This is a genomic window from Niallia sp. FSL W8-0951 (assembly GCF_038006525.1).
GTDB lineage: Bacteria > Bacillota > Bacilli > Bacillales > Cytobacillaceae > Niallia > Niallia circulans.
In genome coordinates, this window is sequence record NZ_JBBOVK010000001.1 from 3427093 (window position 1) to 3448652 (window position 21560).

The 21560-nt window shown below is 36.8% G+C and carries 18 protein-coding genes and 1 pseudogene; 3 read left to right on the forward strand and 16 right to left on the reverse strand.

Annotated features, from left to right (window positions below):
* Positions 1 to 197 precede the first annotated feature (197 nt).
* Together NSS71_RS16765 and NSS71_RS16770 are read left to right on the forward strand one after the other, a co-directional pair.
* The gene (locus NSS71_RS16765; RefSeq protein WP_047941983.1) at positions 198 to 1589 is read left to right on the forward strand and encodes a sugar phosphate nucleotidyltransferase; all 1392 of its coding nucleotides are present in this window, start codon (positions 198 to 200) and stop codon (positions 1587 to 1589) included.
* A 59-nt stretch (positions 1590 to 1648) separates the two neighbouring features.
* Entirely contained in the window at positions 1649 to 2377 is a 729-nt protein-coding gene (locus NSS71_RS16770) for an SIS domain-containing protein (RefSeq protein WP_047941982.1), read from the forward strand.
* A gap of 599 nt (positions 2378 to 2976) precedes the next feature.
* Here the strand turns inward: NSS71_RS16770 and NSS71_RS16775 are convergent.
* The 4 genes and pseudogenes from NSS71_RS16775 to NSS71_RS16790 all read right to left on the reverse strand — a co-directional run.
* Positions 2977 to 3546, reverse strand: a pseudogene (locus NSS71_RS16775) (PTS transporter subunit EIIC); the annotation flags it as partial.
* Complete coding sequence (locus NSS71_RS16780; RefSeq protein ID WP_047941978.1) at positions 3527 to 3868, reverse strand: MazG nucleotide pyrophosphohydrolase domain-containing protein; 342 nt, start codon at positions 3866 to 3868, stop codon at positions 3527 to 3529. The gene NSS71_RS16780 and the pseudogene NSS71_RS16775, both read right to left, overlap by 20 nt.
* A 290-nt stretch (positions 3869 to 4158) precedes the next feature.
* Positions 4159 to 5604, reverse strand: coding sequence for a right-handed parallel beta-helix repeat-containing protein (locus NSS71_RS16785; RefSeq protein ID WP_341151842.1), 1446 nt, complete (start codon positions 5602 to 5604; stop codon positions 4159 to 4161).
* Between the two features lie 189 nt (positions 5605 to 5793).
* Entirely contained in the window at positions 5794 to 6246 is a 453-nt protein-coding gene (locus NSS71_RS16790; protein ID WP_341151843.1) for a VOC family protein, read from the reverse strand.
* A gap of 76 nt (positions 6247 to 6322) precedes the next feature.
* Between NSS71_RS16790 and NSS71_RS16795 the strand changes: the two genes are divergently transcribed.
* The gene (locus NSS71_RS16795; RefSeq protein WP_341151844.1) at positions 6323 to 7231 is read left to right on the forward strand and encodes a helix-turn-helix transcriptional regulator; all 909 of its coding nucleotides are present in this window, start codon (positions 6323 to 6325) and stop codon (positions 7229 to 7231) included.
* Between the two features lie 168 nt (positions 7232 to 7399).
* On the opposite strand, the gene NSS71_RS16800 is transcribed toward NSS71_RS16795, so the two are convergent.
* The 12 genes from NSS71_RS16800 to NSS71_RS16855 all read right to left on the reverse strand — a co-directional run bounded on the left by NSS71_RS16800 (position 7400) and on the right by NSS71_RS16855 (position 21554).
* Positions 7400 to 7585 (reverse strand): hypothetical protein, encoded by a 186-nt coding sequence (locus tag NSS71_RS16800; protein ID WP_144545740.1) that lies wholly within the window; start codon positions 7583 to 7585, stop codon positions 7400 to 7402.
* A gap of 52 nt (positions 7586 to 7637) precedes the next feature.
* The gene (gene allB, locus NSS71_RS16805; protein WP_341151845.1) at positions 7638 to 9086 is read right to left on the reverse strand and encodes an allantoinase AllB; all 1449 of its coding nucleotides are present in this window, start codon (positions 9084 to 9086) and stop codon (positions 7638 to 7640) included.
* A gap of 206 nt (positions 9087 to 9292) precedes the next feature.
* Complete coding sequence (locus tag NSS71_RS16810) at positions 9293 to 10204, reverse strand: dihydroorotate dehydrogenase (protein WP_341151846.1); 912 nt, start codon at positions 10202 to 10204, stop codon at positions 9293 to 9295.
* On the reverse strand, positions 10201 to 10986 hold the full coding sequence (locus tag NSS71_RS16815) for a dihydroorotate dehydrogenase electron transfer subunit (protein ID WP_341151847.1): 786 nt from the start codon (positions 10984 to 10986) through the stop codon (positions 10201 to 10203). The genes NSS71_RS16810 and NSS71_RS16815 overlap by 4 nt, the downstream gene beginning before the upstream one ends.
* Positions 10987 to 11012: 26 nt before the next feature.
* Positions 11013 to 12278: a Zn-dependent hydrolase gene (locus tag NSS71_RS16820; protein WP_235844508.1), complete on the reverse strand. Its 1266-nt coding sequence runs from the start codon at positions 12276 to 12278 to the stop codon at positions 11013 to 11015.
* 18 nt (positions 12279 to 12296) lie between these two features.
* On the reverse strand, positions 12297 to 13070 hold the full coding sequence (locus NSS71_RS16825; protein ID WP_061799402.1) for an IclR family transcriptional regulator: 774 nt from the start codon (positions 13068 to 13070) through the stop codon (positions 12297 to 12299).
* A gap of 118 nt (positions 13071 to 13188) precedes the next feature.
* The gene (locus tag NSS71_RS16830; protein ID WP_061799563.1) at positions 13189 to 14418 is read right to left on the reverse strand and encodes an MFS transporter; all 1230 of its coding nucleotides are present in this window, start codon (positions 14416 to 14418) and stop codon (positions 13189 to 13191) included.
* A 329-nt stretch (positions 14419 to 14747) separates the two neighbouring features.
* Positions 14748 to 15161, reverse strand: coding sequence for a hypothetical protein (locus NSS71_RS16835; RefSeq protein WP_061799404.1), 414 nt, complete (start codon positions 15159 to 15161; stop codon positions 14748 to 14750).
* A gap of 301 nt (positions 15162 to 15462) precedes the next feature.
* Complete coding sequence (locus NSS71_RS16840) at positions 15463 to 16410, reverse strand: AEC family transporter (RefSeq protein WP_095322457.1); 948 nt, start codon at positions 16408 to 16410, stop codon at positions 15463 to 15465.
* Positions 16411 to 16491: 81 nt separating this feature from the next.
* Positions 16492 to 18198 carry an NAD-dependent malic enzyme gene (locus tag NSS71_RS16845; protein WP_341151848.1) on the reverse strand — a complete coding sequence of 569 codons (1707 nt, stop codon included), beginning with the start codon at positions 18196 to 18198 and terminating at the stop codon, positions 16492 to 16494.
* A 1568-nt stretch (positions 18199 to 19766) separates the two neighbouring features.
* Complete coding sequence (locus NSS71_RS16850) at positions 19767 to 20327, reverse strand: transposase (protein WP_217989369.1); 561 nt, start codon at positions 20325 to 20327, stop codon at positions 19767 to 19769.
* Between the two features lie 222 nt (positions 20328 to 20549).
* A complete protein-coding gene (locus tag NSS71_RS16855; protein ID WP_095322453.1) occupies positions 20550 to 21554 on the reverse strand; it encodes an aromatic ring-hydroxylating dioxygenase subunit alpha in 1005 nt (334 codons plus the stop codon).
* Between the last annotated feature and the right edge of the window lie 6 nt (positions 21555 to 21560).

Below are 21560 nucleotides of genomic sequence, written 5' to 3' on the forward strand. Positions count from 1 at the left end.
CTATTGACATTATATACATATTTTTATAATAATTAAAGAGAATTGGTATATATCAATTTATAAAGGAGGTATAAATTCGAATTATGGTGTAAATCTTTATGGATATGATTCATTAGATTTAAACAACTTAAAGGACGTACTGCATTACTTTTTAGGGTTTGATTAAATTGACTAAATAAACATACGGAGTGATTGATGTGAAAACAGCTATTATATTGGCTGCAGGTAAAGGAAAAAAAATGTGGCCATATAATGATTATTGGCCTAAGGCAGCATTACCAGTAGCTAACCAAGGAAATATCGTTCATCTCGTAAACCATCTTAAGAGCTTGTCTTTTGACCGGATTATTATTGTGACTAGTTATCTAGGACGCAGAATTAAATCTCTTGTTTGCGATTTTGAAGGAGTTGAAACTATTGAACTCTCGGTAACTGAGGGGACTGCAGATAGTTTAGAAAAAGTAGTGTCCCTCGTTAACGACGAACATTTGTTGATCATGTATGGAGATATCTTTATTACTCTAGAGAGATTAACTAGTTTTGTTGATGCCTATCAAAAAGAACTTAATACTGTAGATACACTCATTTTATCTAAACCTATAACAAATGAATTTGCACCTGATTGGTTTGGAATTTCCAAAGGGACCGGAAACAGTGTTCAGAATATTTATGGTCACCCTCGTCCTCATTATGTACAAGAGCGACTCATAGGCGTCTTTGCTCTAAGTACAAAAGCGTTGAAGAGAATGTTGCACCATAACCCAGGTTTCATGAAAAATGTACCGACAGGAGTTATGCCACAACACGAGATGGAATTTGAGCAAAGTCTACAATGGTTAGTAGAAGAAGGATATACGGTTTCATCCTATCCTATCACAGATGGAGTAATTGATATAGATAAGCCTTGGCACCTAATGCAAGCTAATCAGCTGGCGCTATCGGTTATGACAAATAAACTTCAACATAATGATATTCCTGAGACTTGTAATATCCATCCGACAGCTGATATTCAAGGATGTATAAAGCTTGGAGAACATGTGGAAATAGGAAAATATGTAACGATAAAAGGAAATGCGATTATTGGAGATCATACAAAAATTGAAAATGGTGTAACTATAGAAGGAAACGTAGTAATAGGTTCTCATTGTCGCATAGAAAACTTTTGTAGGATAGGTCCTGATAGCGTCATTGGGAGTAAAAATCGCATTGGACATTGTGCAGAATTTAGCGGTATTACCTTTGATAACGTCAGTTTTATACATTTTGGTGAAGTGTTCGGAATCATAGGTGAATCAACAGATATCGCTGCTGGAGTCACAGTAGGTATTACTCGTTTCGATGATCTGCCTCAAACTCAAAAGGTGAATGGTAGAAGAGAAATTCCTGAGAAATTTGGAAATGCTGTTTATTTTGGCGACTTTACTCGGACCGGTATTTTGAGTCTATATATGCCGGGAACTAAAGTAGGCAGTAATTGCGTTATCGGATCAGGTGTTGCAGTGGAGAAAGATATACCATCTAAGACGTTATTGTATGCCCAACAAACTCTAATTGAAAAAGGATGGGACACTCATCGTTATGGATGGTAAAGCTTAAAAGCTATCATAGTAATAAATTCAAAATAAAAACTTTTAATGGAGGAAGAACAATGGGATCATTATTTGCGGATTATAGTAAATTCTTTAACAATATTTTAATGGAAGTTCAAGAAACACAAGAAGAAGCCATTATAGAAGGTGCTAACCTCATCTCACAAGCTGTTAAGTCGGGGGGAAGATTTTATGTATTCGGTTCTGGGCACTCTCATATGATTGCCGAAGAGATTTATAATCGTGCAGGTGGACTTGCCTTAGTCACAGCTATTTTACCTCCAGAGTTAATGTTGCATGAACGCCCAAATAAAAGCACCTATCTTGAAAGAATCGAAGGACTTGCGAAGTCGTACTTAAATTTACATGAAGTATCAGACAAAGATGTAATTATGATTGTATCAAACTCAGGAAGAAATACTGTACCCGTTGAAATGGCTATAGAGGCAAGGAAAAAGGGAGCAAAGGTCATTGCTATGACGAGCATTAAACATTCTCAAAGTGTAACTTCAAGACACCAGAGCGGAAAAAAACTTTATGAACTTGCTGATGTAGTACTCGATAATGGCGCTGTTATCGGTGATGCTGGTTTCCGGATCTCAAACTCTGACATTTATTCTGGAGCTACTTCAGATGCCGTTGGATGCTTCCTTGCTCAAGCTCTCATCGTTGAATCTCTACAGCTTTTAATAGAAGCTGGTATTACCCCTCCAGTATTTAAGAGTTCAAATGTGGATGGGGCTGATCAATTTAATGATGAGATATTTTCAAATTATGTAAAATGGTAAGTAATCCATAATTTGTGTTTCTGTATTAAGCTATTAAAAATAAATCAAGAAAAGGAAGAGAGTGCCAAAAGTCTGACTTTTGAGCACTCTCTCTTATTACTTTTCCCTCTCTTTACGTCAAGCCAAAAATCCCAAAGCTTGAAGTCTTTTGAATCCTTTCTGAAAAGATCGAAACCAGCTTCCGATATATCTTTATAGTCATTATTCTCAATCAGATTTAAAGCCTCTTCAATAATAAAAAGTACAACTTCTAAACTTTTCTGAACTTGTTTGTAGTTCCCCACTTACAGGTGTACCTAATCACCACATATTAAAGATATTTTTTCTGAATTACTGCATCTTTAATTGCCTCTTTGGTTTCTACAATACCATCAGGCAATTCCCAACCTCTTCTGGGCTCCTTCTTTTACAAAACCAATTCTTTCTTCAAAAAACTGCCAAGAAAGCACAATAAGCCTTATTTCATTGAATGGCTCTTCGGAATATACTGAAGTTTTTTACAACAACAGCATAAATAAGAAATCAAATTACTGTAACAAAAACAACCAGTTTTGCTACGGGTGGTAGTGGCATACTTTTAGACTATCTAACTCGTATAAAATAATTAAGAATGTTAGCGGGACAATCAATAACAAGGTGAATAGTGGAACAAAAAAGCTTTTTACCACCGCTGGCATTACCTTTTACTAACCATTTTTTTTACTTTTTCCGCAAAATAGGTTGCTAAGATAATCGGAATAACACTAGATGTATAAGTCATTAGAACAACGGGAATCCCTAAAAATTCGATTTGAATTGGTGATTCTAATCGTGTTCCTTGAAAAACTGTCATAATTGGATCAAGCGCTTTGATATCCACAAGAGTTAGGTGTACCAAAGCTGTAGCGATAGCCATCCCTAACATAGGTGTTCCGCCAAATTTTTTCATTGCCGTATAACCTAAGAAGATTGGCAAAAATACGAAGAAACCATCGCCTATCGCATTTTAATAAGGCATAGATTCCATAGGTAGACTCCACTGTGCCTGTCTGAGCATTTACTAGTACATTACTGATCCAGCCAAATGCCACGAATAATGCATTAAAACCTTTGATAATACCTGTGGCAGCTAGCAAACCTAAAACTGGGGAGAAAATATTTGAAATAATATCAATAAAGCGATTGAGAAGTTGTCGTTTGTGAATAACGATCAGATAGTTTCTTTTTATGTGACTGAAACACTTCTTCTAGTGGAATATTGTACTTGTTGGCAATTACTATTAAATTACCCAGCACATCACCTAGTTCTTCCGTTAACTCCTGTTTATTTTCCTCATATGAGCCTACTACTTCATCTGGCCTGTCTCTACCAATTTCAAGAGCTCTTATAGCGCGTGCTACCTCACCTGTTTCTTCTGCTAAAAAGCCAATTCGAATAAATATGTCTAGATCAGACCAGCCTCTGCCTTCATAATAATCCTTTACCCATTGCTGAAATTCCGTTACATTCATACTCATCTAACCTCCAATTCAATTATAAGTTTATCAAAAATAATGAAAATTTTTTATGGTTTTAATAGGATATTTTCTAGGAGAATTCATTATTTTAAAAGGAATTACAATAATAAATAAGATTCCTTTTTATTAAAAATTTATAATTTTGCTTATCCATTTTTGAACTATTGAGTGTAAAACCAAGTGCATATTCTTTCACAAGTAGTCAGCTGTATTTCAAAAAGCACTTAGAATAAAATGGGAATCAATAGAACAAAAGGAAAGCAGAAGCCCCCCTGCTTTCTTACTCATTCACTCAAAATATTGTAAACAGGGGAATTTGGTTTCAAGTCAAAGTCATGCTTTAAGGGATTCTTATATTTTGGATCAATATACATGGATTGCTTATCACTGTTGGAGGCTTCTTTAAAATCTATAAAATCTGTATATTCTTCTCCTTTCCAGATCCATCTTCCCTGTTTGTTCTCTTCTTTATGATAAATATTTTTCACTAGTCGATTATCTACATTTTTTTGAAATTCATTAACGATAAATAACTGTGAAGAATTAGTTGTCATGATATTTTGTTGGATGGTATTCTTTTTGGTATCATATTGCAGAAGCAGCTGTCCCCCCTCTAACCCCTTTGTATCATTTTGATAGAGAGTATTTTTTGCAATAATAGTGTTGGTAGTACCGCCACGCTCTTCGTCATATCCCCCAATAGATATACCGGTATAAACATTTTCATAAACTATGTTGTGGGTAATCTCAATATTATCTGCATACTTCTTTCGATGCTCAGATGTTGCCTCAATCCCAAGGTCATTAAGATAAACCGTATTAGCTTTCACTTTTATATTTTTGCCGCCATCTACATATATCCCCGCTGCACTATAATCCTCTCCATAAGCGGGATTACCAAATGAAGAATTATTATATACTATATTATTTCTGATTATTCCATTACGGGTGAAATCATCCTTTTTTCCCGTTCCTTCGTATCCAATTAGATCAATGCCAATATTATCATTATTACGGACTGTATTCCCTTCAATGATAAATCCGTCTATATTACCATTTAAGACAAGTGCTTCACTTGCTCCAAGCTTTAAATCTTGGACCACATTATTGCGAATGACAATATTCTTCATTCCCTCTGTTCCATAAACTGCTATTCCATGTGCATTCCCATCCTCGTTCATGGTGCTGATTTTTCTTACTACATTGTTCTCTATCACAATATGGCTGCTTGACCCTGCTATATATATTCCCATTACTGTTTCATCAGCAAGACTAGTAGATAAGTCTTCCATTATTAATCCTTTAATAGAAACATAATTTTTATTCTGAATGGTTATTAGAGATGTCTCCTCTTCTTTTTCTGCCATCTCCACACCGCTAATTATTACTTTCTCTTGGTCATAGGCTTGAAAGACAATCGGAAGTTCTTTTTTGCCGCTATGTTTAACTGTGAGCGGTTCTTTGTAAATCCCCTCACGAATATAAACAGTTGTCCCTGCTACCGCTTTATCTGCCGCTTTTTTTAATGTTTGAAAGGGATGTTCCTTACTTCCATCATTTCGATCATTTCCTGTTGGTGAAACATAAAGAGATTGGATTCCAGTTTCTTGCTCCTGGTTTATTTTGGGTTCTGTCTCTCTATCCTCTGTTTTTCCTCTCCAATCGATAAACTCATAAATTATGACAACAAGTATTACAATCGCAATTAAGATTACTACTTCTTTTTTCAAATTTGTTATCCCCTCATCTAATTTATTTTTAATTAATGGTACTCTAGCAGTTATCATACTGCAAGACTTGCCTACCGAAACACATTCTACTTTTAGAAAATCACAGCAAAAAAAACCCCCATCTATTTGAAAATAGATAGGGATTTATTTTACAAAGAACTATTAGTACAATTTTTGTATTGCCTGCGCCTACTTAAAACTATTTAGAAATTTACTCGCCTCACTGTTAAATTTCCACGTTACCCCGTACTTATCCACTACCATTCCGAAACTTGCTGACCATGGTGTAGAAGCTAACGGCATGATTACAGTACCATCTTCTGCAAGCTTTTCAAATATTTGCTGATTCCTATTTTGATCTGCATCAATAATACTGATTAAGACGGTATTCCCTTTTACGATTTCGCCCGTAATAACTTGCATAAAAGGCAGGACGTCAGAAATCATTAGAATATTCCCTGAAAACTCAATACGAGATTCCATAATCATGTTTTGCTCTTCTTGCGTTAATGGAGCATTAGGATCTTGACCAAAAGCGCCAAATCTCACCTTTTTTACATTTGTTGCATGTAATGCCTTTTCATAGAAGTCTATCGCTTCTTCTGCTTTTCCATCGAATTGTAAATAACCTATTGCTTTCATATTTAATTCCTCCTTTTTATATTTAAAGTATAATAGGACATAAGCGACAACTATATGTCGTATATAGGAGGAGAAAATGAAAAAAATTGAGCGACTTATTTCAATAGTAATGATCTTATTACAAAAAGAAGTTGTTTCCGCATCAGAATTTAGTCGACTTTTTCATGTAACGAAACGAACGATTCAACGTGATATGGAAGCATTAAGCTATGCAAACATCCCTATTTATGCGAAATATGGTGCTGAAGGTGGATATGCACTAATGGATGAGTATAAATTCGATAAACGATTACTAAATCAGAAGGATATTGAAAATATACTCGTAGCTTTAGGTGGTTTTGAGCAGCTGATTACAAATCAAGAAATTCAAACGACTATTCTAAAAATCAAAGGAATGACCAGTGCAAATATATCTCCAAAATTAGATGTAACTTTTTATGATTGGAAAGGAAGAAGTCAAATAGATGAAGATGTTTTATTAATAAAACAAGCAATGGAAAATAACTGGTTAGTAAAATTTGAGTATGTAGATTCAATAGGAAATATAACTTCCAGAGTTGTAGAACCTTATAAGATGCATTTGCGAGAAATGCATTGGTACCTTTTTGGTTATAGTTTAGAACGGGAAGATTATCGAACCTTTAAATTGACGAGGATGACTAATATCAACAAAGGCGGTTTTTTTATACCGAGAACTGATAAGGTATTGGAAGCAGAAAAGCAACATAATGAACAACAAGATTTAGTTAATGTACAGGTATTGATAGACGTTGCAGTCAGAGATCAATTTATCGAGAGATATGGCAAGAACGCTGTTAACAAGAGGAATTCAGAAAGTTATCTTGCCACTATTGAATTGCCTATGAATCCATTTGCCTACCAGTTTTTAGCGGGATTCGGTAATAAGGTGAAAATTATAAAGCCTAAAGCTTTTATTGCTGAATACTTACATTTTTTGGAGGATACAGTGAGGCTTTATAAGTAAAGTTGATGTTAACCATCATTTTCAGCTCCTTAATAATTGCTTAAAAAAACTGGATCAATACTTTTATTATTATTGATGATTAAGTTTAACAGAAAAAAACTCCAATAAGTCATAAAATCCTTTAAAAAAGGGAATCCAGAGCCTTCCCTCTGATTCCCTTCTCCCCCCTCACAACCGTTGCAATCGAAGTTCCTGGATAAACGCATCGTAATCAATTTCTAAAGTTTCACAATTGGCTTTTACTTCTTCAAAGAAGTCGAATTCTCCATCTGCTGGGCGGTCACGGTTTTCGTAGTAAAAGTTGATTAGGTGGTATAGTTTTATAAAAGAATCTAGCTTCTCTTTTTTATTCATTTATCCCGCTCTCCTCCTGTTTTTTTTATCTACAAAACTTTAATAGAAGCAATCACAAATCACCTATGCTCCTAAGCTGGAAAGAAGAACCGTCCCTCTCATTCCCTCCTCCTGGCACCACGATTCTTCCAATTGGTTGACTGATAATTTGGCCGTTTTCCATTACTTTTGTTCCGCGGACAATGGTGGCGACTGGCATTCCTGTAATAGGAGTTTGGTCGTATGCTGTTACCTTGCTTTTACTGTGGAGCTCTTCTCTTTTAATAGTATGTTTTTTCTTCATATCTACTATTGTAATATCTGCATCGGTTCCTACTTGTAATGATCCTTTTTGCGGATAGATTCCATATTGCCTTGCTGGGTTTTCGGAAAGGAGTTTACAGGCATCGACTAAAGAGATTTTCTCTTCACTTACTGCGTTTAATAGTAGTGGTGCTAATGTTTCAACACCGCACATTCCAGCAGGAATATCCCATAAGCTGCCATCCTTTTCTTCCTCGGTATGAGGAGCATGGTCGGAGCAGACAACCGTTACGGTACCATCTTGAATTCCTCTCCACAGCTCTTCCTGATCCTTTTTATATTTAATAGGCGGATATACCTTCATCTGCGGGCCAACTCTTTCATAATCCTCATTGGATAAAAAGAGATAATGCGGACATGTTTCTGATGTAATATTTGTATAGCCATCTGCTTGTGCTTGTCTTATTAACTTTACCCCTTCTCCTGTACTTACATGAAGAATATGCAGTCTAGTGCCAAGACTTTTCGCCAATGCAATCCCAGATTGAATGGTCATTTCCTCTGCTAAGTTCGGGCGTCCTTGCAGAAGTGCCTCATAATCTCTTTTCCCGGAAGCTTCTACTTCCTCTGTCAGCCGTTGAATTATTTGATTATTTTCCGCATGAATAGCAAGAATTTGTCCCGTTTTTTGAACTTCTCGGAAAATACTATAGACCTCTCCATCTGAAAGCGGCGGAATGACGCCTTCGTCTCCATCCTTATAGTTATACATCAACTGATAAGTCTCTTTATTAATGGCATAGCCCCAGAAAAACTTAAAGCCAATAACCCCAGCATGATGCAGTGGAACGATATCCTCTCGGTTAGCATCCCCTAAGCAGATTCCCCATATGGCGAAATCCACATGTGCTTTAGCCGCAAGGTTTTTCTTTTGTTTCTCAAAATTTTCGACATTATTTATAGGAGGATTAGTGTTCGGCATTTCAAAAACAGTCGTAATCCCACCTGCCGCTGCAGCTTGGGTGCTATAATAAAAATCTTCTTTATACGTTGGACCTGGATCCCTTGAATGAATATGGGTATCCATAAAGCCAGGACAAACATATAATCCCTCTCCATCTGTTACCTCTGCCGCTTCTCCCGCTAATTCATCCTGAGAGATGGCCGCAATCTTTCCGTCTTTTATATAGAGATGCCCTTTTTTAAATCCATTTCCGGTATATAAATAGCCGTTTTTAATAACATGATCCCACAACATATTCTCCACTCCTTTTTTATATGAAAAAATTGATTTATCAACCAATGCGGCGAGGATATCAGCCATTCTTTGGGGTTTATCAGCCAAAACGGCATGGATATCAGCCATTCTTTCGTTTTTTCAGCCAAAATCGCTATCTTTTCAGCCAATCTTCTCTTTTATCAGCCAAAACCGCTGCCTTTTCAGCCAACCCTCCATCCATCCGACTACCGAACCACCACTCCACCAATAATCTCTTGTATATCCTTTATTCCATGTGCCTGCATATAGGCTTCTATTTCATCGCGGATCGTTATCATTGCTTCTGGATCGACGAAGGAAGCTGTGCCAATTTGTACAGCGGACGCACCCGCGAGCATTAATTCGATGGCATCCTCTCCATTCATGACGCCTCCGCATCCTATAATCGGAAGGGAGGTTGCCTGATACACTTGGTAAACCATTCGGACAACGAGGGGCAAAATAGCTGGGCCGGAATAGCCGCCCATTACATTGCTGATCTTCGGTTTTCTAGTATGAACATCAATAGACATAGCCAAAAATGTGTTGGAAACCGTTAAAATATCGGCGCCGGCTGCTTCACAAGCTTTGGCAATCTCCACAATACTTGTTACATTAGGAGATAACTTCGGAATGAGCGGCTTATTTGTCGTCTTTCGTACCTGGCTTACTAATTCATGTGAGATAGATGGATCCATGCCAAACGCCATCCCATTATTTTTCAAATTGGGACAGGAAATATTTAATTCAATGGCATCCACCTCGTCCATAGCACCGAGCTCTGCGCTAACCTCCACAAATTCCTCGATGCTGTCGGCTGACACACTAGGGATAAGAGGAGTCGAAAAAGCTGCATAAAAGGGGATGATCTTTTCTTTAAAATACGTTAATCCCTCACTTTGAATCCCAATCGAATTAATCATGCCACCAGCCTTTGTTTCACAAATACGAGGGGTAGGATTGCCTGTTCGCCGATTCATTGTAATGCTTTTGGGAATAATGGCTCCAATCTGATTGATATCAATATAATTAGTCATTTGTTCCGCAAATGTTCCAGACGCTGGCATAACCGGATTTCGCAAATGAAGATTGCCTAATGTTACTTCCAAGCCACTCATGCAAATACCACCTTTTCTAACGGAAAGACTGGACCTTCCATACAAATCCGGACTGGCCGGATGCGTTCCTCTTCTTCAATCTGACAGACACATCCATAGCAAGAACCAATCCCGCATCCCATATTTTCTTCCAAGGCGATTTCAGCAAAAAGCTTGTGTTCATATGCTAATTCCTTCATTAATATAGATAGTCTTCTTGATCCACATGTATAGATGCCATCTATCTTTTTTTCGCTTATCCATGTTTCTGCTAAAAGTTTTACGTACTGAGGATCACTCGTTCCAGCTTCATCATTTACAAACACAGCTTCCACACCAGCTGCCTTTAACTCCGCTTCCACTAAATAATCTTCCTCTGTTCTAGCACTGACAATCGCAAAACACGAAATATTCTTACTTTTCATCTTGAAAGCAAGAGCGGAAAGGGTGGCAATTCCTACACCTCTAGCAACAACAAGAATATTTTCACTTCCTTCCGCTATGCTAAATCCCTTCCCTAATGGACCAAGTATATCCAGCGTCTCTTCCGACTTTCGCTCCGCTAAAGCCTTTGTCCCAACTCCTTTTACTAAATAAAGAAACTCCAATGTACCTTCTGCTTCATTGATGCGAAAAATACTAAGTGGTCTGCGTAACAAGGGCTTAGGTCCATCATTGCATTTGATATGAAAAAATTGACCCGCTTGAACTGGGAATAGCTGCTGATTGGGAACTTTTACTTTTAAATGAAAATACCGCTTGCTTACTTGCTTGTTAAATATTATTTCTGCCTTCACTGCCATCCTTTTTCTCTCCTTCCTTTCTTTAATTAATACACGGCTATTGCTTGCTGTAATACAGCTGCCTCTAATACATCAATTCCGATTAAAATATCGTCTAAATCGGTATGTTCATCTGGATGATGACTAATCCCGTTTAAAGACGGAATAAAGATTAACCCAACTGGACCGAAGGAAGTCATATTCATGGCATCATGCCCAGCGCCACTTTGCATCCATTGATAAGGAAGCTTTTTTTCCAGACAAATTTTTTCTATTTGAAAAGTAAGCTCTTTTGATAACTGAACAGGCTCTTCCTTGCTAATCTCCTGTGAAGTTATCGTTAAACCTCGTCTTTCCTGAACATCCTCCATTTTTTTTAAAAGAGCAGTGAGTACTTTATTTCTAGAGGCAGTCGAAGTGGAGCGAATATCGACTTTCATTTCGACTGTACCTGGTACCACATTCATCGCCCCCATTGGAATGGAAAGCACCCCGATTGTTGCGACGGTACCGTTATGCTGTTCTTCTTTCGCTGCTTCTTCTAAAGCAAGCGCTAGTTCACTTGCCCCAAGCAATGCATCCTTGCGCATATTCATCGGTGTTGTACCAGAATGTGAAGCAGCGCCTTTTACTTCAATAATGAAGCGGACGGGTGCCGCAACCCCTGTTACTATCCCAATTTTCTTATTGGTATTCATCAGAATCGGACCTTGTTCAATATGTAATTCAAAGAAAGCTTGAAAACGTTCTGTCGCTCTGCTTGCCAAATCCAATTGATCAAATCGCAGAGCACAAAGTGAAAGAGCTTTTTCAAAGGTAATTCCATCCTTATCCTTCAGATGACGATACTTCTCCTTTTGAAGTGTTCCTGCCATTGCTTTGCTTCCAACCGTTGAGACCCCGAATCGAGACGATTCTTCACAGGCGAAAGAAATAATCTCAATCGGATGTTCCGTTTCCAGGTTTTGTTCATTGAGGCGTTTTATCACTTCTAAACCTGCTGTAACTCCTACTACGCCATCGTATTTACCACCTTGGTAAACGGTATCTAGATGGGACCCTATGACAACTGGCGGAAGATTTTTTTGCTTTCCTTCTCTTCTCGCAATAATATTGCCGCAATAATCCATTCTAATTTCTAGGCCCTCATTTTTACACAAACGCATAAAGGCATGACTGCATGCCTGTTCCTCATTTGTAAAGGCCACTCTTGTGATTCCTTTCGTTCCCGAATTATATTGATTCATATTATTCAACAGTTCTTCGTATCTTCTTTTTCGATCCATCTTTCTATCTCCTTGATTATGGGCCATGGAGCTCCGCCCTTCTCTTTATAAGCGAATAGAACTTAATAGATGCATAGATTTCATATGTTCACTTGCCTCTTTGGCCACTTCGTTTATTTGTTTCACTAATATTTCTTGCTGCATTTCGATATAGTCACTTTCGCCAACAATGCTGATACTGACATTCGTTTTTTTGTCATCATAAAATATTGGCGCGGAAATAGCAGATACGCCTATTTCCAATTCTTCAATGCAAAATGCGAGTTGGGAATGATAGATTTCTTTTAGTTCTTGTTTGATATCGAGAGGATTCGTTTTCGTATAGGGGGTGGTAGCTTCAAAGGGTGTCTCTTGCACCATCTTCTCAATCATTGCTTCCTCTTGATACGCCAAAATTACTTTTGCTGCTGCGGCACTATGAATCGGCATCCGTTGTCCCACATGAACAAAATATTTATTGCGCAGATCTGATGGCTGATGGGTGTAAACACAATAGACATCGCCTCCATGATAACGACAAATGAAGGTATACAGATTGGTTTCATTAGATAATTTTTCTCCATATCTGCCCAGTAATTTAATCGGATCCTGCAATCTTAAAAATTGACTGCCCCACAGCATCGTTTTCGGTCCTAGATAATACTGTTTAGTCGTTTTATCCTGCACAACAAGCTGATGTTCACACATACTTGTAAGCATTCGATGAATCGTACCCTTACTTAAATCTGTCTCTCTCGCAAGTTCACTGACACCCATTCCTATATTGGCATTAGAAGAGAGGCAGTCCATTACAACTGTAAAGCGATTTAACCATTCCAAGCCATGTCTCTCCTTTTAAAAAAGTTTCTCTAAGCGGAACATCGTTCCATTTTTTAAATAAGAGAAGGTGTCATAAAAACACCCTTCTCTCTTAAAATATAGATTGTAACCTTAATTCTTAAACAATCTCTTTATCCTTTGATTCAGGAATTAAAAAGATAAATGCTAGTGCAGATAAAATGTAAACACCGGACAATAAGCTAAGTGCATAGCTTAAAGAATGATTAAGAGAAATATAACCAATAATAAATGGCGCAAATCCCGCGATTGCTCTCCCTACATTAAAAATAATGTTTTCTGCAGTGGAACGGACTTCTGTATTATAATGCTCTGCTAGCAGGGCTCCATATCCACCCATCATCCCATTTACAAAGAATCCTAATACGCCGCCAAGAAGCAATAAAGCTGCTGTCGATGTTACTTGGAAATAGACCCAAACAATAATTGCCGCAGCAATCAGGAAAGTGATATAAGATGGTCTGCGTCCAATTTTGTCTGCCAAATAACCAAAGATTAAAATCCCTAATATCATCCCGACAATTGTTGTTACCGTCCATAAAGTTGTTTTATTAAAATTGTAGCCTAGTTCCGAAGCAAGCATCGTCGGCATCCACGTCATAATGCCATAAAAGCCAAAGTTTTGAACACTTGTGGCGATAATTAAGCCAATCGTTATCTTCGTTGTTTCCTTTGAAGCAAATAATTGTCCAATGGCAATTTTATTTTTATTTTCTTCTTTAAGTTTTGTCCAAATCTCTGGTTCCTTTAAATTTTTGCGGGACCAAAACGCAAAAACCGCTGGTACTACCCCTGCAAGGAATACACCATGCCATCCAAATTTCGGTGCAATAAACAATACGGTTAAAGTAGCAAGAACAATCCCTAACTGAAATCCAACCGCTACTACAGATGTAGCACGAGAGCGATACTTCTTCGGCCAAGTCTCACTGACAAGCGTCATCCCAATTCCAAATTCTCCACCAAGACCTAAACCAGCTAAAAAGCGAAAAATCGCAAATGTTTCTAAATTAGGAGCTAAAGCACATAAACCCGTAAAAACAGAAAATATTAAAATAGTCCAAGTAAACACCCGTACTCGCCCAAATTTATCCGCCATTACCCCAAATACAATTCCACCAATTACAGCTCCAAGCAATGTAATAGTTGAAAGGCTTCCCGCTTGCGCTTGGTTAATGCCAAAAAAAGCAATTATGAGCGGCAGTGTATAAGCCAAAATCATCATATCTAACCCATCCATGGCATATCCAACCGTTGAAGACCACAGCGTTTTCCACTGATAACCCGTTATCTTCTTTTCCGGTACCTCTGAATTTTCATATGCTTTCATATTCACTGAATAACTCCTCCCCTTAACTTAAATATGACCGATTCTATCCTGTTATCTTTCTATCAAAACCTGCTCCCCTTCTCCTCTCCCCAAAATAACCCTTGTATGTCTTTCTACCGGCAGTGTTTCACTGAACGGAACGATGTTTCAAAATTAAGTAGCATAAACGTATAATACTATTAACTTTTTTGGAAATCTATGATATTGTCAGAAAATATGACAATATTATTTATTTTCAGATATTTATTTCTAGTTTGATCCATACAAAAATATCCTCATCTGGAATGGCGATGAGGGGAAGGATTTTTATACTTAACTATAATAAATTATTATGTATGGTGTAATAGTTTGGTTAGCTGCCTTGCCCAATCTACTAAAGACTGTCTATTAATTATTAATCTAAGGCTAATCCCTGAGTCTGTTCCCATGTTTGAATGAATCATTCCATTGTCAAAGTGAATATAAAATGTATAAAGATTTCCCTCCATTCTTTGATAGCTGAATGAAATGTCGGGTTCAATGGCTGTGATTTCTCCAGAAAGATGGAGGTTTTCCAATTGGGACACCACCGCTTCTATATCATGGTTAGACCAAGTTACCTCATGAGAAAATGTTCCAAAACTAAAGTCAAATGTAAATCTTAATTGTAATTGAATAAAGTCTTCTATATTACGTATATCGATTACTTCTATTTTTAGTTGTGTCTTGCTATATTCAAATCCTTCATCTTTTAGGAAAAACATGATGATGAGTCCCCTCCCTTATCTGATTAATATTATCTTACCATTTTCATTTTGGTTAGAAGAAGCTGTTGTCATCTATTCTTAAAATAACCTAATGTTAGTGTTTTTTTGTTGTGGAATGGCAGAGTATTTTTCTCCTTAGTTATCAAGGCCCTATTTCTATATACCATTAACATAGCCTCTACCATCAATTTATCCTTCTAAGATGGACAAAATTGATAGGATGTCTTTTTATGGTGCCTGTCACCAATAAAAAAAGGAAGCAGAAAAACCCCCCTTCTGCTTCCTTTTTATTTATTTATTAAATCAACCAGGTTATAAAGATTGGTAATGTAATTAATGATAATATAGTGCTAATTACGAAAGAAGATGCTGTTTCTGTTGTTAGCGAATCGAATCTAGTTGAAATCATCGCTGCAACGGCTGATCCTGGAAATGCTACTAATAAAATAGCTTTTACTGTATCGGCATGGTTTAACCCTACTAGATGAGCAACCAATATCATAAATACTGGCAGCACTATCACTTTTAATAGTGAAATACCAAAAGCAACTCCTTGGAAATTGATCTTGCGAATACCTACGGTTACCCCTACCGCAAATAAAGCAACACCAGATGTTACGGAGCCAATTTGATCAAGCGCACTTTGTACTATTTCTGGTGAGTGGAAACCAAATAGTGTCAATACAACTGCTAGTAATGGAATACAAGCAAGTGGTTCACTTAATCCATGCAAAATAATACCTATTGTGCTTCCCTTCTCATCCTTTGCTTTCCCTTTATTGCTTTCGCCGATATTCCCCACAATTGTTGCTAAAGGATCTAAAATAGCATTAACCACAATTCCTGTAATCGCAATAGGAATAGCAACTTCTTGTTGTCCGAATAAACTACCAAGCACAGAAATCCCCATAAAAGCAAATGCCGGCTGCGTAGAATTTAATGAGAACATCGAAGCTTTTGTAACATCATATTTAAAAATAAACTTCGCAATAAGTAGTAATATGACATAAAAACCAATAATACCTATAAACATATTTAAGAAAAACGGCCATTGATCGATTAATGTTTGCTTCGATGTAGTTGTAATTCCAATAAATAAATGCGCTGGTAGTGCAAATTTTGTTACTAATGTATTGAGACCTTTAGAAGAATCAGCATTAAAAATGTTTAGATAGCCACCTAAATATCCTAAAATAATGGTAAAAAAGATGGGGATTAATACTAAAAATATATGTCCAAGAGACATGGTAATTCACTTCACTTTCCCTTTGTTCGTTTCTAAGCTGTTTGAATCGTCTTACAGTGATTGCAAGACGATTCTATTTATTTAATTGTCTTGTTTTAATGTTATTGTTTTATATTCAGGGTTCCACATATAATCATTAAGCGCTTGTTCTATATCCTCTATTTCCGCTTGCGCAATTCCTTCTTCGATCGCAGCTTCAGCTACTGCTATAGCTACGGCTTTAGATACCTCTTGTAATTTGTCAATGGAAGGAAGGATAGATGCCCCAAGCGAGCTGCTATCAGATAATGATGCAACAGCATTTGCGGAGGCTGCAAACATTCCTTTTGAAATAATGGAAGCTTTTGCAATAATTGCTCCTAACCCTAGTCCGGGAAACACAAACGCGTTATTCGATTGACCAATTTCATATGTGACACCGTTATATTCCACGGCTTTAAATGGACTACCAGTAGCAATTAGTGCTTTCCCATCTGTCCATTTAATAATGTCTTCTGGTGTAGCTTCTGCTAATGGGGTTGGATTAGACATCGGCATGATAATCGGACGTTCAACATGTTTAGCCATCTCTTTTACCACTTCTTCAGAGAAAGCACCAGCTTGTCCAGATGTACCGATAAGAATAGTCGGCTTTACTTTTCTAATAACTTCTAGAAGCGGAATAATATTTTCCTCGTTTCTTTCCCAATCCTCTACTTCTTTTGCAGAACGAACATATGGCTGTTGGAAAGAAACAACATCTGGAGTTTCATCTGTTAATAATCCACGGAAGTCAATTGGCCAAAAGCGATTATACGCTTCTTCTCTCGAAACTCCCTCTAATACCATTGTTTCTACCATTTGATCTGCATTCCCAATGCCAGCAGCACCTGGTCCAAAGATAACAATTCGCTGATCAGAAAGAGACTCTTTCGTAACCTTTAAAGCAGACATGACGGCCGCCAAAGTAACAGCGCCTGTTCCTTGGATATCATCATTGAAAGTAAGAATTTTATCACTGTATTTTTCCATGATTGCACGAGCATTTACATTTCCAAGGTCTTCCCAATGAAGGAGAACATCTGGAAAAGTCTTCAAGGCATTTTCCACAAATTGCTCAATAAACTGATCATAGTTTTTGCCGCGAACACGACTAAATTTGTTACCAAGATATAATGGATCTTTAATTAAAGCTTCATTGTTTGTTCCTACATCCAACACAATTGGAAGCACTCTACTAGGATCTATGCCAGCCGCTGCCGTATACACAGCTAGTTTACCGATCGCAATATTAATTCCTCCGACACCCTGATCTCCAATTCCAAGAATGCTTTCTGAATCAGTTACTACGATTAAATCAATTCCATCACTAGGAATATTTAAATTGTTAAAAGCTTCTTCCATGCTCTCCATATTATCGATAGATAAATATAATCCACCAGGAATATGATATTCATGAGAGTACTTTTGAATCACTTCTCCAACAGTAGGAGTGTAAATAATGGGCAGCATTTCGTTCAGGTTATCCTGAAGTACTTTGTAAAATAGAACAACATTTCGATTGTACAAATCATATAAAAGACCGTTTTTACGTAAATCACTTGTTTGGGCAGAAAATTGTTCGTAAATACGTTTTGCTTGTTCTTCTAATGTTAGAATTTGAGTTGGTAATAAACCATTTAAACCAAGCTCTTGACGTTCTTCTTTCGAAAAAGCTACGCCTTTATTAAGAAAGGGATTTAATAAGAGCTGTTTTCCTTTTAAATTTGTTTGAATAACATCTTGTTTACTAATTGTTCCTATTGCCATGTCTTGCTCCTTCTTTCTTTTTGTAAGTTAACAGAAATTCTCAAATTAGTATATCTTTAATTCAAGATAATTTCTGACACTTCTTTTCCTTACGAGGTTCTATCTAAGCCTCGTTCCTTCCTATAATTAAACTACTTCTTCTTCCCCCCTTCTCACTTATAGGTCATTCTTCCTCTTTTTTAATAATTTTTTCTACCCTAGTTATAATCCGTAACCAAATATACTCCTGCTAAAAATGCTTGTCAAGGAATTGATTTAGACAAAAGTTTATGAAAAATAAGGGGACTTTAGTAACAGCGTCGATGGTACCGTTTTATCATCATAGAAAAAAAACAACGAAATCACTTATCCTTAGTGGAAACAATTTAGCATCCTTGTTTTTGCTTTTACCTCCAGCTTACTCTTTACCCTTTATTAGGTTAACTAGGTAAAATTTAGCTAGTTCATTAATATGATTGTCCTTAGGAAGTATTATAAAAAAACAGCCTCCTGATGAAGATTGTTTTCTGCCTTCAACTTTTGTTGAGAAAATGATCTATTTCTACTTCACTTTCTCTTTTTGATATTCTATTTGACTGTACCACGGCTCGGTATCATTATTAACCTCAAACACACTGTCTGGAAATTTCTTTTTTGTCCAAAGAAGAAATTTCGTCAACGTCCATGAACGCCAGTCTAGACAGAGGGATCATAGTTGTACCACTTTTACAATACATAAAGTGGTTATAAATATTATATCCACGTTTCATTTTAATATGTTCAAGAACGATAAAATATCCTTAATTGAGCTCTGTCCAAGACATTGGAAAAAAGTCTAAATGTTACCTTTGTCCATGGAAGCAGATATGAACTAATTTATACTATAGTTTAAATGTTCACTTCGTGTTAATAAAGTACAAATGTTATATTTATTTGAGCTTAATGATATTCTCTATTTTTATTTTTCGTTTATAGAGATTTAATATACTATTTTGGGAAATAAAATAAAAACCACTATTATTTACGCTAATTCTTTAGGAATTGAATCATAAGTTATCAAGAAATATGGAAGATTGATGATACCACCATGAATTATACTGATTAACAATATTTTCTTTTTGTTTTGGATCTAAACCTAATATTATGGATAAATATGTCTAGTGGATTTTAAAATAAGTGTTTGGAGGGGGGGAAGTATGTTTGAAGAAAAAATTCATTCTGACATTTGCTTTAACTATTCTGTTAATAGGAGGATGCTATTATTTTTTATCTATTTCCCCTATCCACCTTCAAAAGATTTTTATGACTTCCTATTCCTAGAAATGCTGAAATAATAAGAGAAACTGAAACTTCAAAAACTTATAAATGGTCAAATGCATTAGAAGAACATGCTGTTCCCTTTGGATATTAAAAGCTATAAAATCAAATGGCTGGAAAAAAGGAGAACAAGTGAGCCTTGACTTATTATATAACGGAGATCATCAAATTCTATTGACTCCCACAACAGATATAGAAGAAAAACGTAAACCTTGGTGGAAAAACTCTTTAAATAAGGTCAACTTATTTAACTTTCCTAAGTATTGCAAAACCTAGATTGGATATTGATCAGATTCTTTTCCTCTCGCATGTAAAAATTGAAGATATTGCTCAGGTTTGGGGTCAGGAAAATACGCAAAAATCCGTTCTGAATTTACCATACTTCCCTCTTTGGTCTCTATATAGTCAAAATAACTGCTCCAAGGATATTCTTCCAAGCTTTCTACCATACCAGCTCGAATTGGATTTAGATGAATGTACCGATTCACTTCTAATTCATATTGAGCAGAAGTAATCAACTCAGATCCATAACGACTTTCAAACACATGTCCTGTAAAATCGTATTTCTTATTGAAATATATCGCGTAATTAAAATGAAGAGTTCTTATAATGTCACTTGGGGAATGTTGAAGAGTTTTAATTTGAAGATGGATGTGATTTGTCATCAAACAATAGGTTTGCAGAATAAATGGCCTTTCCTCCATTACTTCTGTCAATAATCGCAGATACTTTTCGCGGTCTTCCTCGTCCAAAAATAAAGAAGTACGGCGAATACCTCGACTCGTAATATGATAACTAGCACCAGGATACCAAACACGCTTTTTTCTAGCCAACGAACAACCTCCCTTTTTATGAATTTTGCTTGCATATTATGAAGGATAAAATCGACGGAGATTAGCAAGAGGGTTTTATTCTATGCCCTCTAATAGAAAGAGGCATCTTAAAATACAACATTCTACATTCCATACAAAATCCCTGCATTTTCCGACAAAAAAATAGGAAAAGAAATCAAAAAATGATCCCTCTTCCACTTTGTCCTCCAGAGAGAGACAGAATTAGCTTTTTGTCTTTTTATGGTGCCTGTCACCAGGAGTTGTTCCATTTTCCACTCCAAGTTCCTGCAGCCATCTACGGTAGCTGATCGTCAGGGCGTCTGACTTAAGATGTAATTCTGCCTGCAGATCCAATGGCAGTAATTCTGGCTTTTGGCTTTGAACAATATCTAAATCTTGATAAAAGATTTTATCCTGGAATTCGATAAATGGTTCATCTGGTTTATCTAAATCATAGTTTCTTGTTAACAGCATAAAGGCTTTCGACTGTTCGTTATCTTCTTGATTGACGACAAGCAAAATCGTCAACGCATCTTCTGATCCATCTGTTGTTTTCGTGAAACGAGCAGTTGTTGGATTTAGAATTTCATACACATAATTGGCATATCCACCTTTTGAGCGTCCATCTGGATTGGGCTGGTAGACAGGAATTTTGCTTGTAATAAAACGGTTATCGATAAAATCCACTTTATAATCGACCACTTCGGCATGATCCTCATCTCCAAGCAAGCCTTCATGAACAAACATAAGATGGGAAACATCGAGGAAGTTTTCAATGATTCGCGGTGCATTTGCTTTTACCTCATAAGGACCACATATCGCTGTTCGATATCCTTCTGTACTATATTCAGGATAAGAAATAAGCGGTGCTGGATCATCCCCCAAGTTCACCCAAATAAGTCCAAGGTATTCCTCACAATGATAAACGGTTGCTTTCGCTTTTCTTGGAATAGCTCGTCCATTTGGCAATGCTGGAATCTTGACACACGCCCCTGCACAATCGTATTCCCAAGCATGGTATGCACAAACTAAATTTCCGTTTTTTACCTTACCAAGCGAAAGTGCCGCTCCTCTATGAATACACAAATCTTTAAAGGCATGAACGCCTTTCTCATTTCGAAAAATAGCTACTCTTTCCCCAAGCACAAATACTTGTTTCGGATCATCCTGCAATTCCTCTGCTTTACATACTGGATGCCATTCATTCCATAGTCTATCTTGTTGCATAATCGC

Coding starts and splice junctions, on each gene's coding strand:
- NSS71_RS16770 (WP_047941982.1), top strand. CDS start 1,649: ATGGGATCATTATTTGCGGATTATAGTAAATTCTTTAACAATATTTTA.
- NSS71_RS16780 (WP_047941978.1), bottom strand. CDS start 3,868: ATGAATGTAACGGAATTTCAGCAATGGGTAAAGGATTATTATGAAGGC.
- NSS71_RS16790 (WP_341151843.1), bottom strand. CDS start 6,246: ATGAAAGCAATAGGTTATTTACAATTCGATGGAAAAGCAGAAGAAGCG.
- NSS71_RS16795 (WP_341151844.1), top strand. CDS start 6,323: ATGAAAAAAATTGAGCGACTTATTTCAATAGTAATGATCTTATTACAA.
- NSS71_RS16800 (WP_144545740.1), bottom strand. CDS start 7,585: ATGAATAAAAAAGAGAAGCTAGATTCTTTTATAAAACTATACCACCTA.
- allB (WP_341151845.1), bottom strand. CDS start 9,086: ATGTTGTGGGATCATGTTATTAAAAACGGCTATTTATATACCGGAAAT.
- NSS71_RS16810 (WP_341151846.1), bottom strand. CDS start 10,204: ATGAGTGGCTTGGAAGTAACATTAGGCAATCTTCATTTGCGAAATCCG.
- NSS71_RS16815 (WP_341151847.1), bottom strand. CDS start 10,986: ATGGCAGTGAAGGCAGAAATAATATTTAACAAGCAAGTAAGCAAGCGG.
- NSS71_RS16820 (WP_235844508.1), bottom strand. CDS start 12,278: ATGGCCCATAATCAAGGAGATAGAAAGATGGATCGAAAAAGAAGATAC.
- NSS71_RS16830 (WP_061799563.1), bottom strand. CDS start 14,418: ATGAAAGCATATGAAAATTCAGAGGTACCGGAAAAGAAGATAACGGGT.
- NSS71_RS16835 (WP_061799404.1), bottom strand. CDS start 15,161: ATGTTTTTCCTAAAAGATGAAGGATTTGAATATAGCAAGACACAACTA.
- NSS71_RS16840 (WP_095322457.1), bottom strand. CDS start 16,410: ATGTCTCTTGGACATATATTTTTAGTATTAATCCCCATCTTTTTTACC.
- NSS71_RS16845 (WP_341151848.1), bottom strand. CDS start 18,198: ATGGCAATAGGAACAATTAGTAAACAAGATGTTATTCAAACAAATTTA.
- NSS71_RS16855 (WP_095322453.1), bottom strand. CDS start 21,554: ATGCAACAAGATAGACTATGGAATGAATGGCATCCAGTATGTAAAGCA.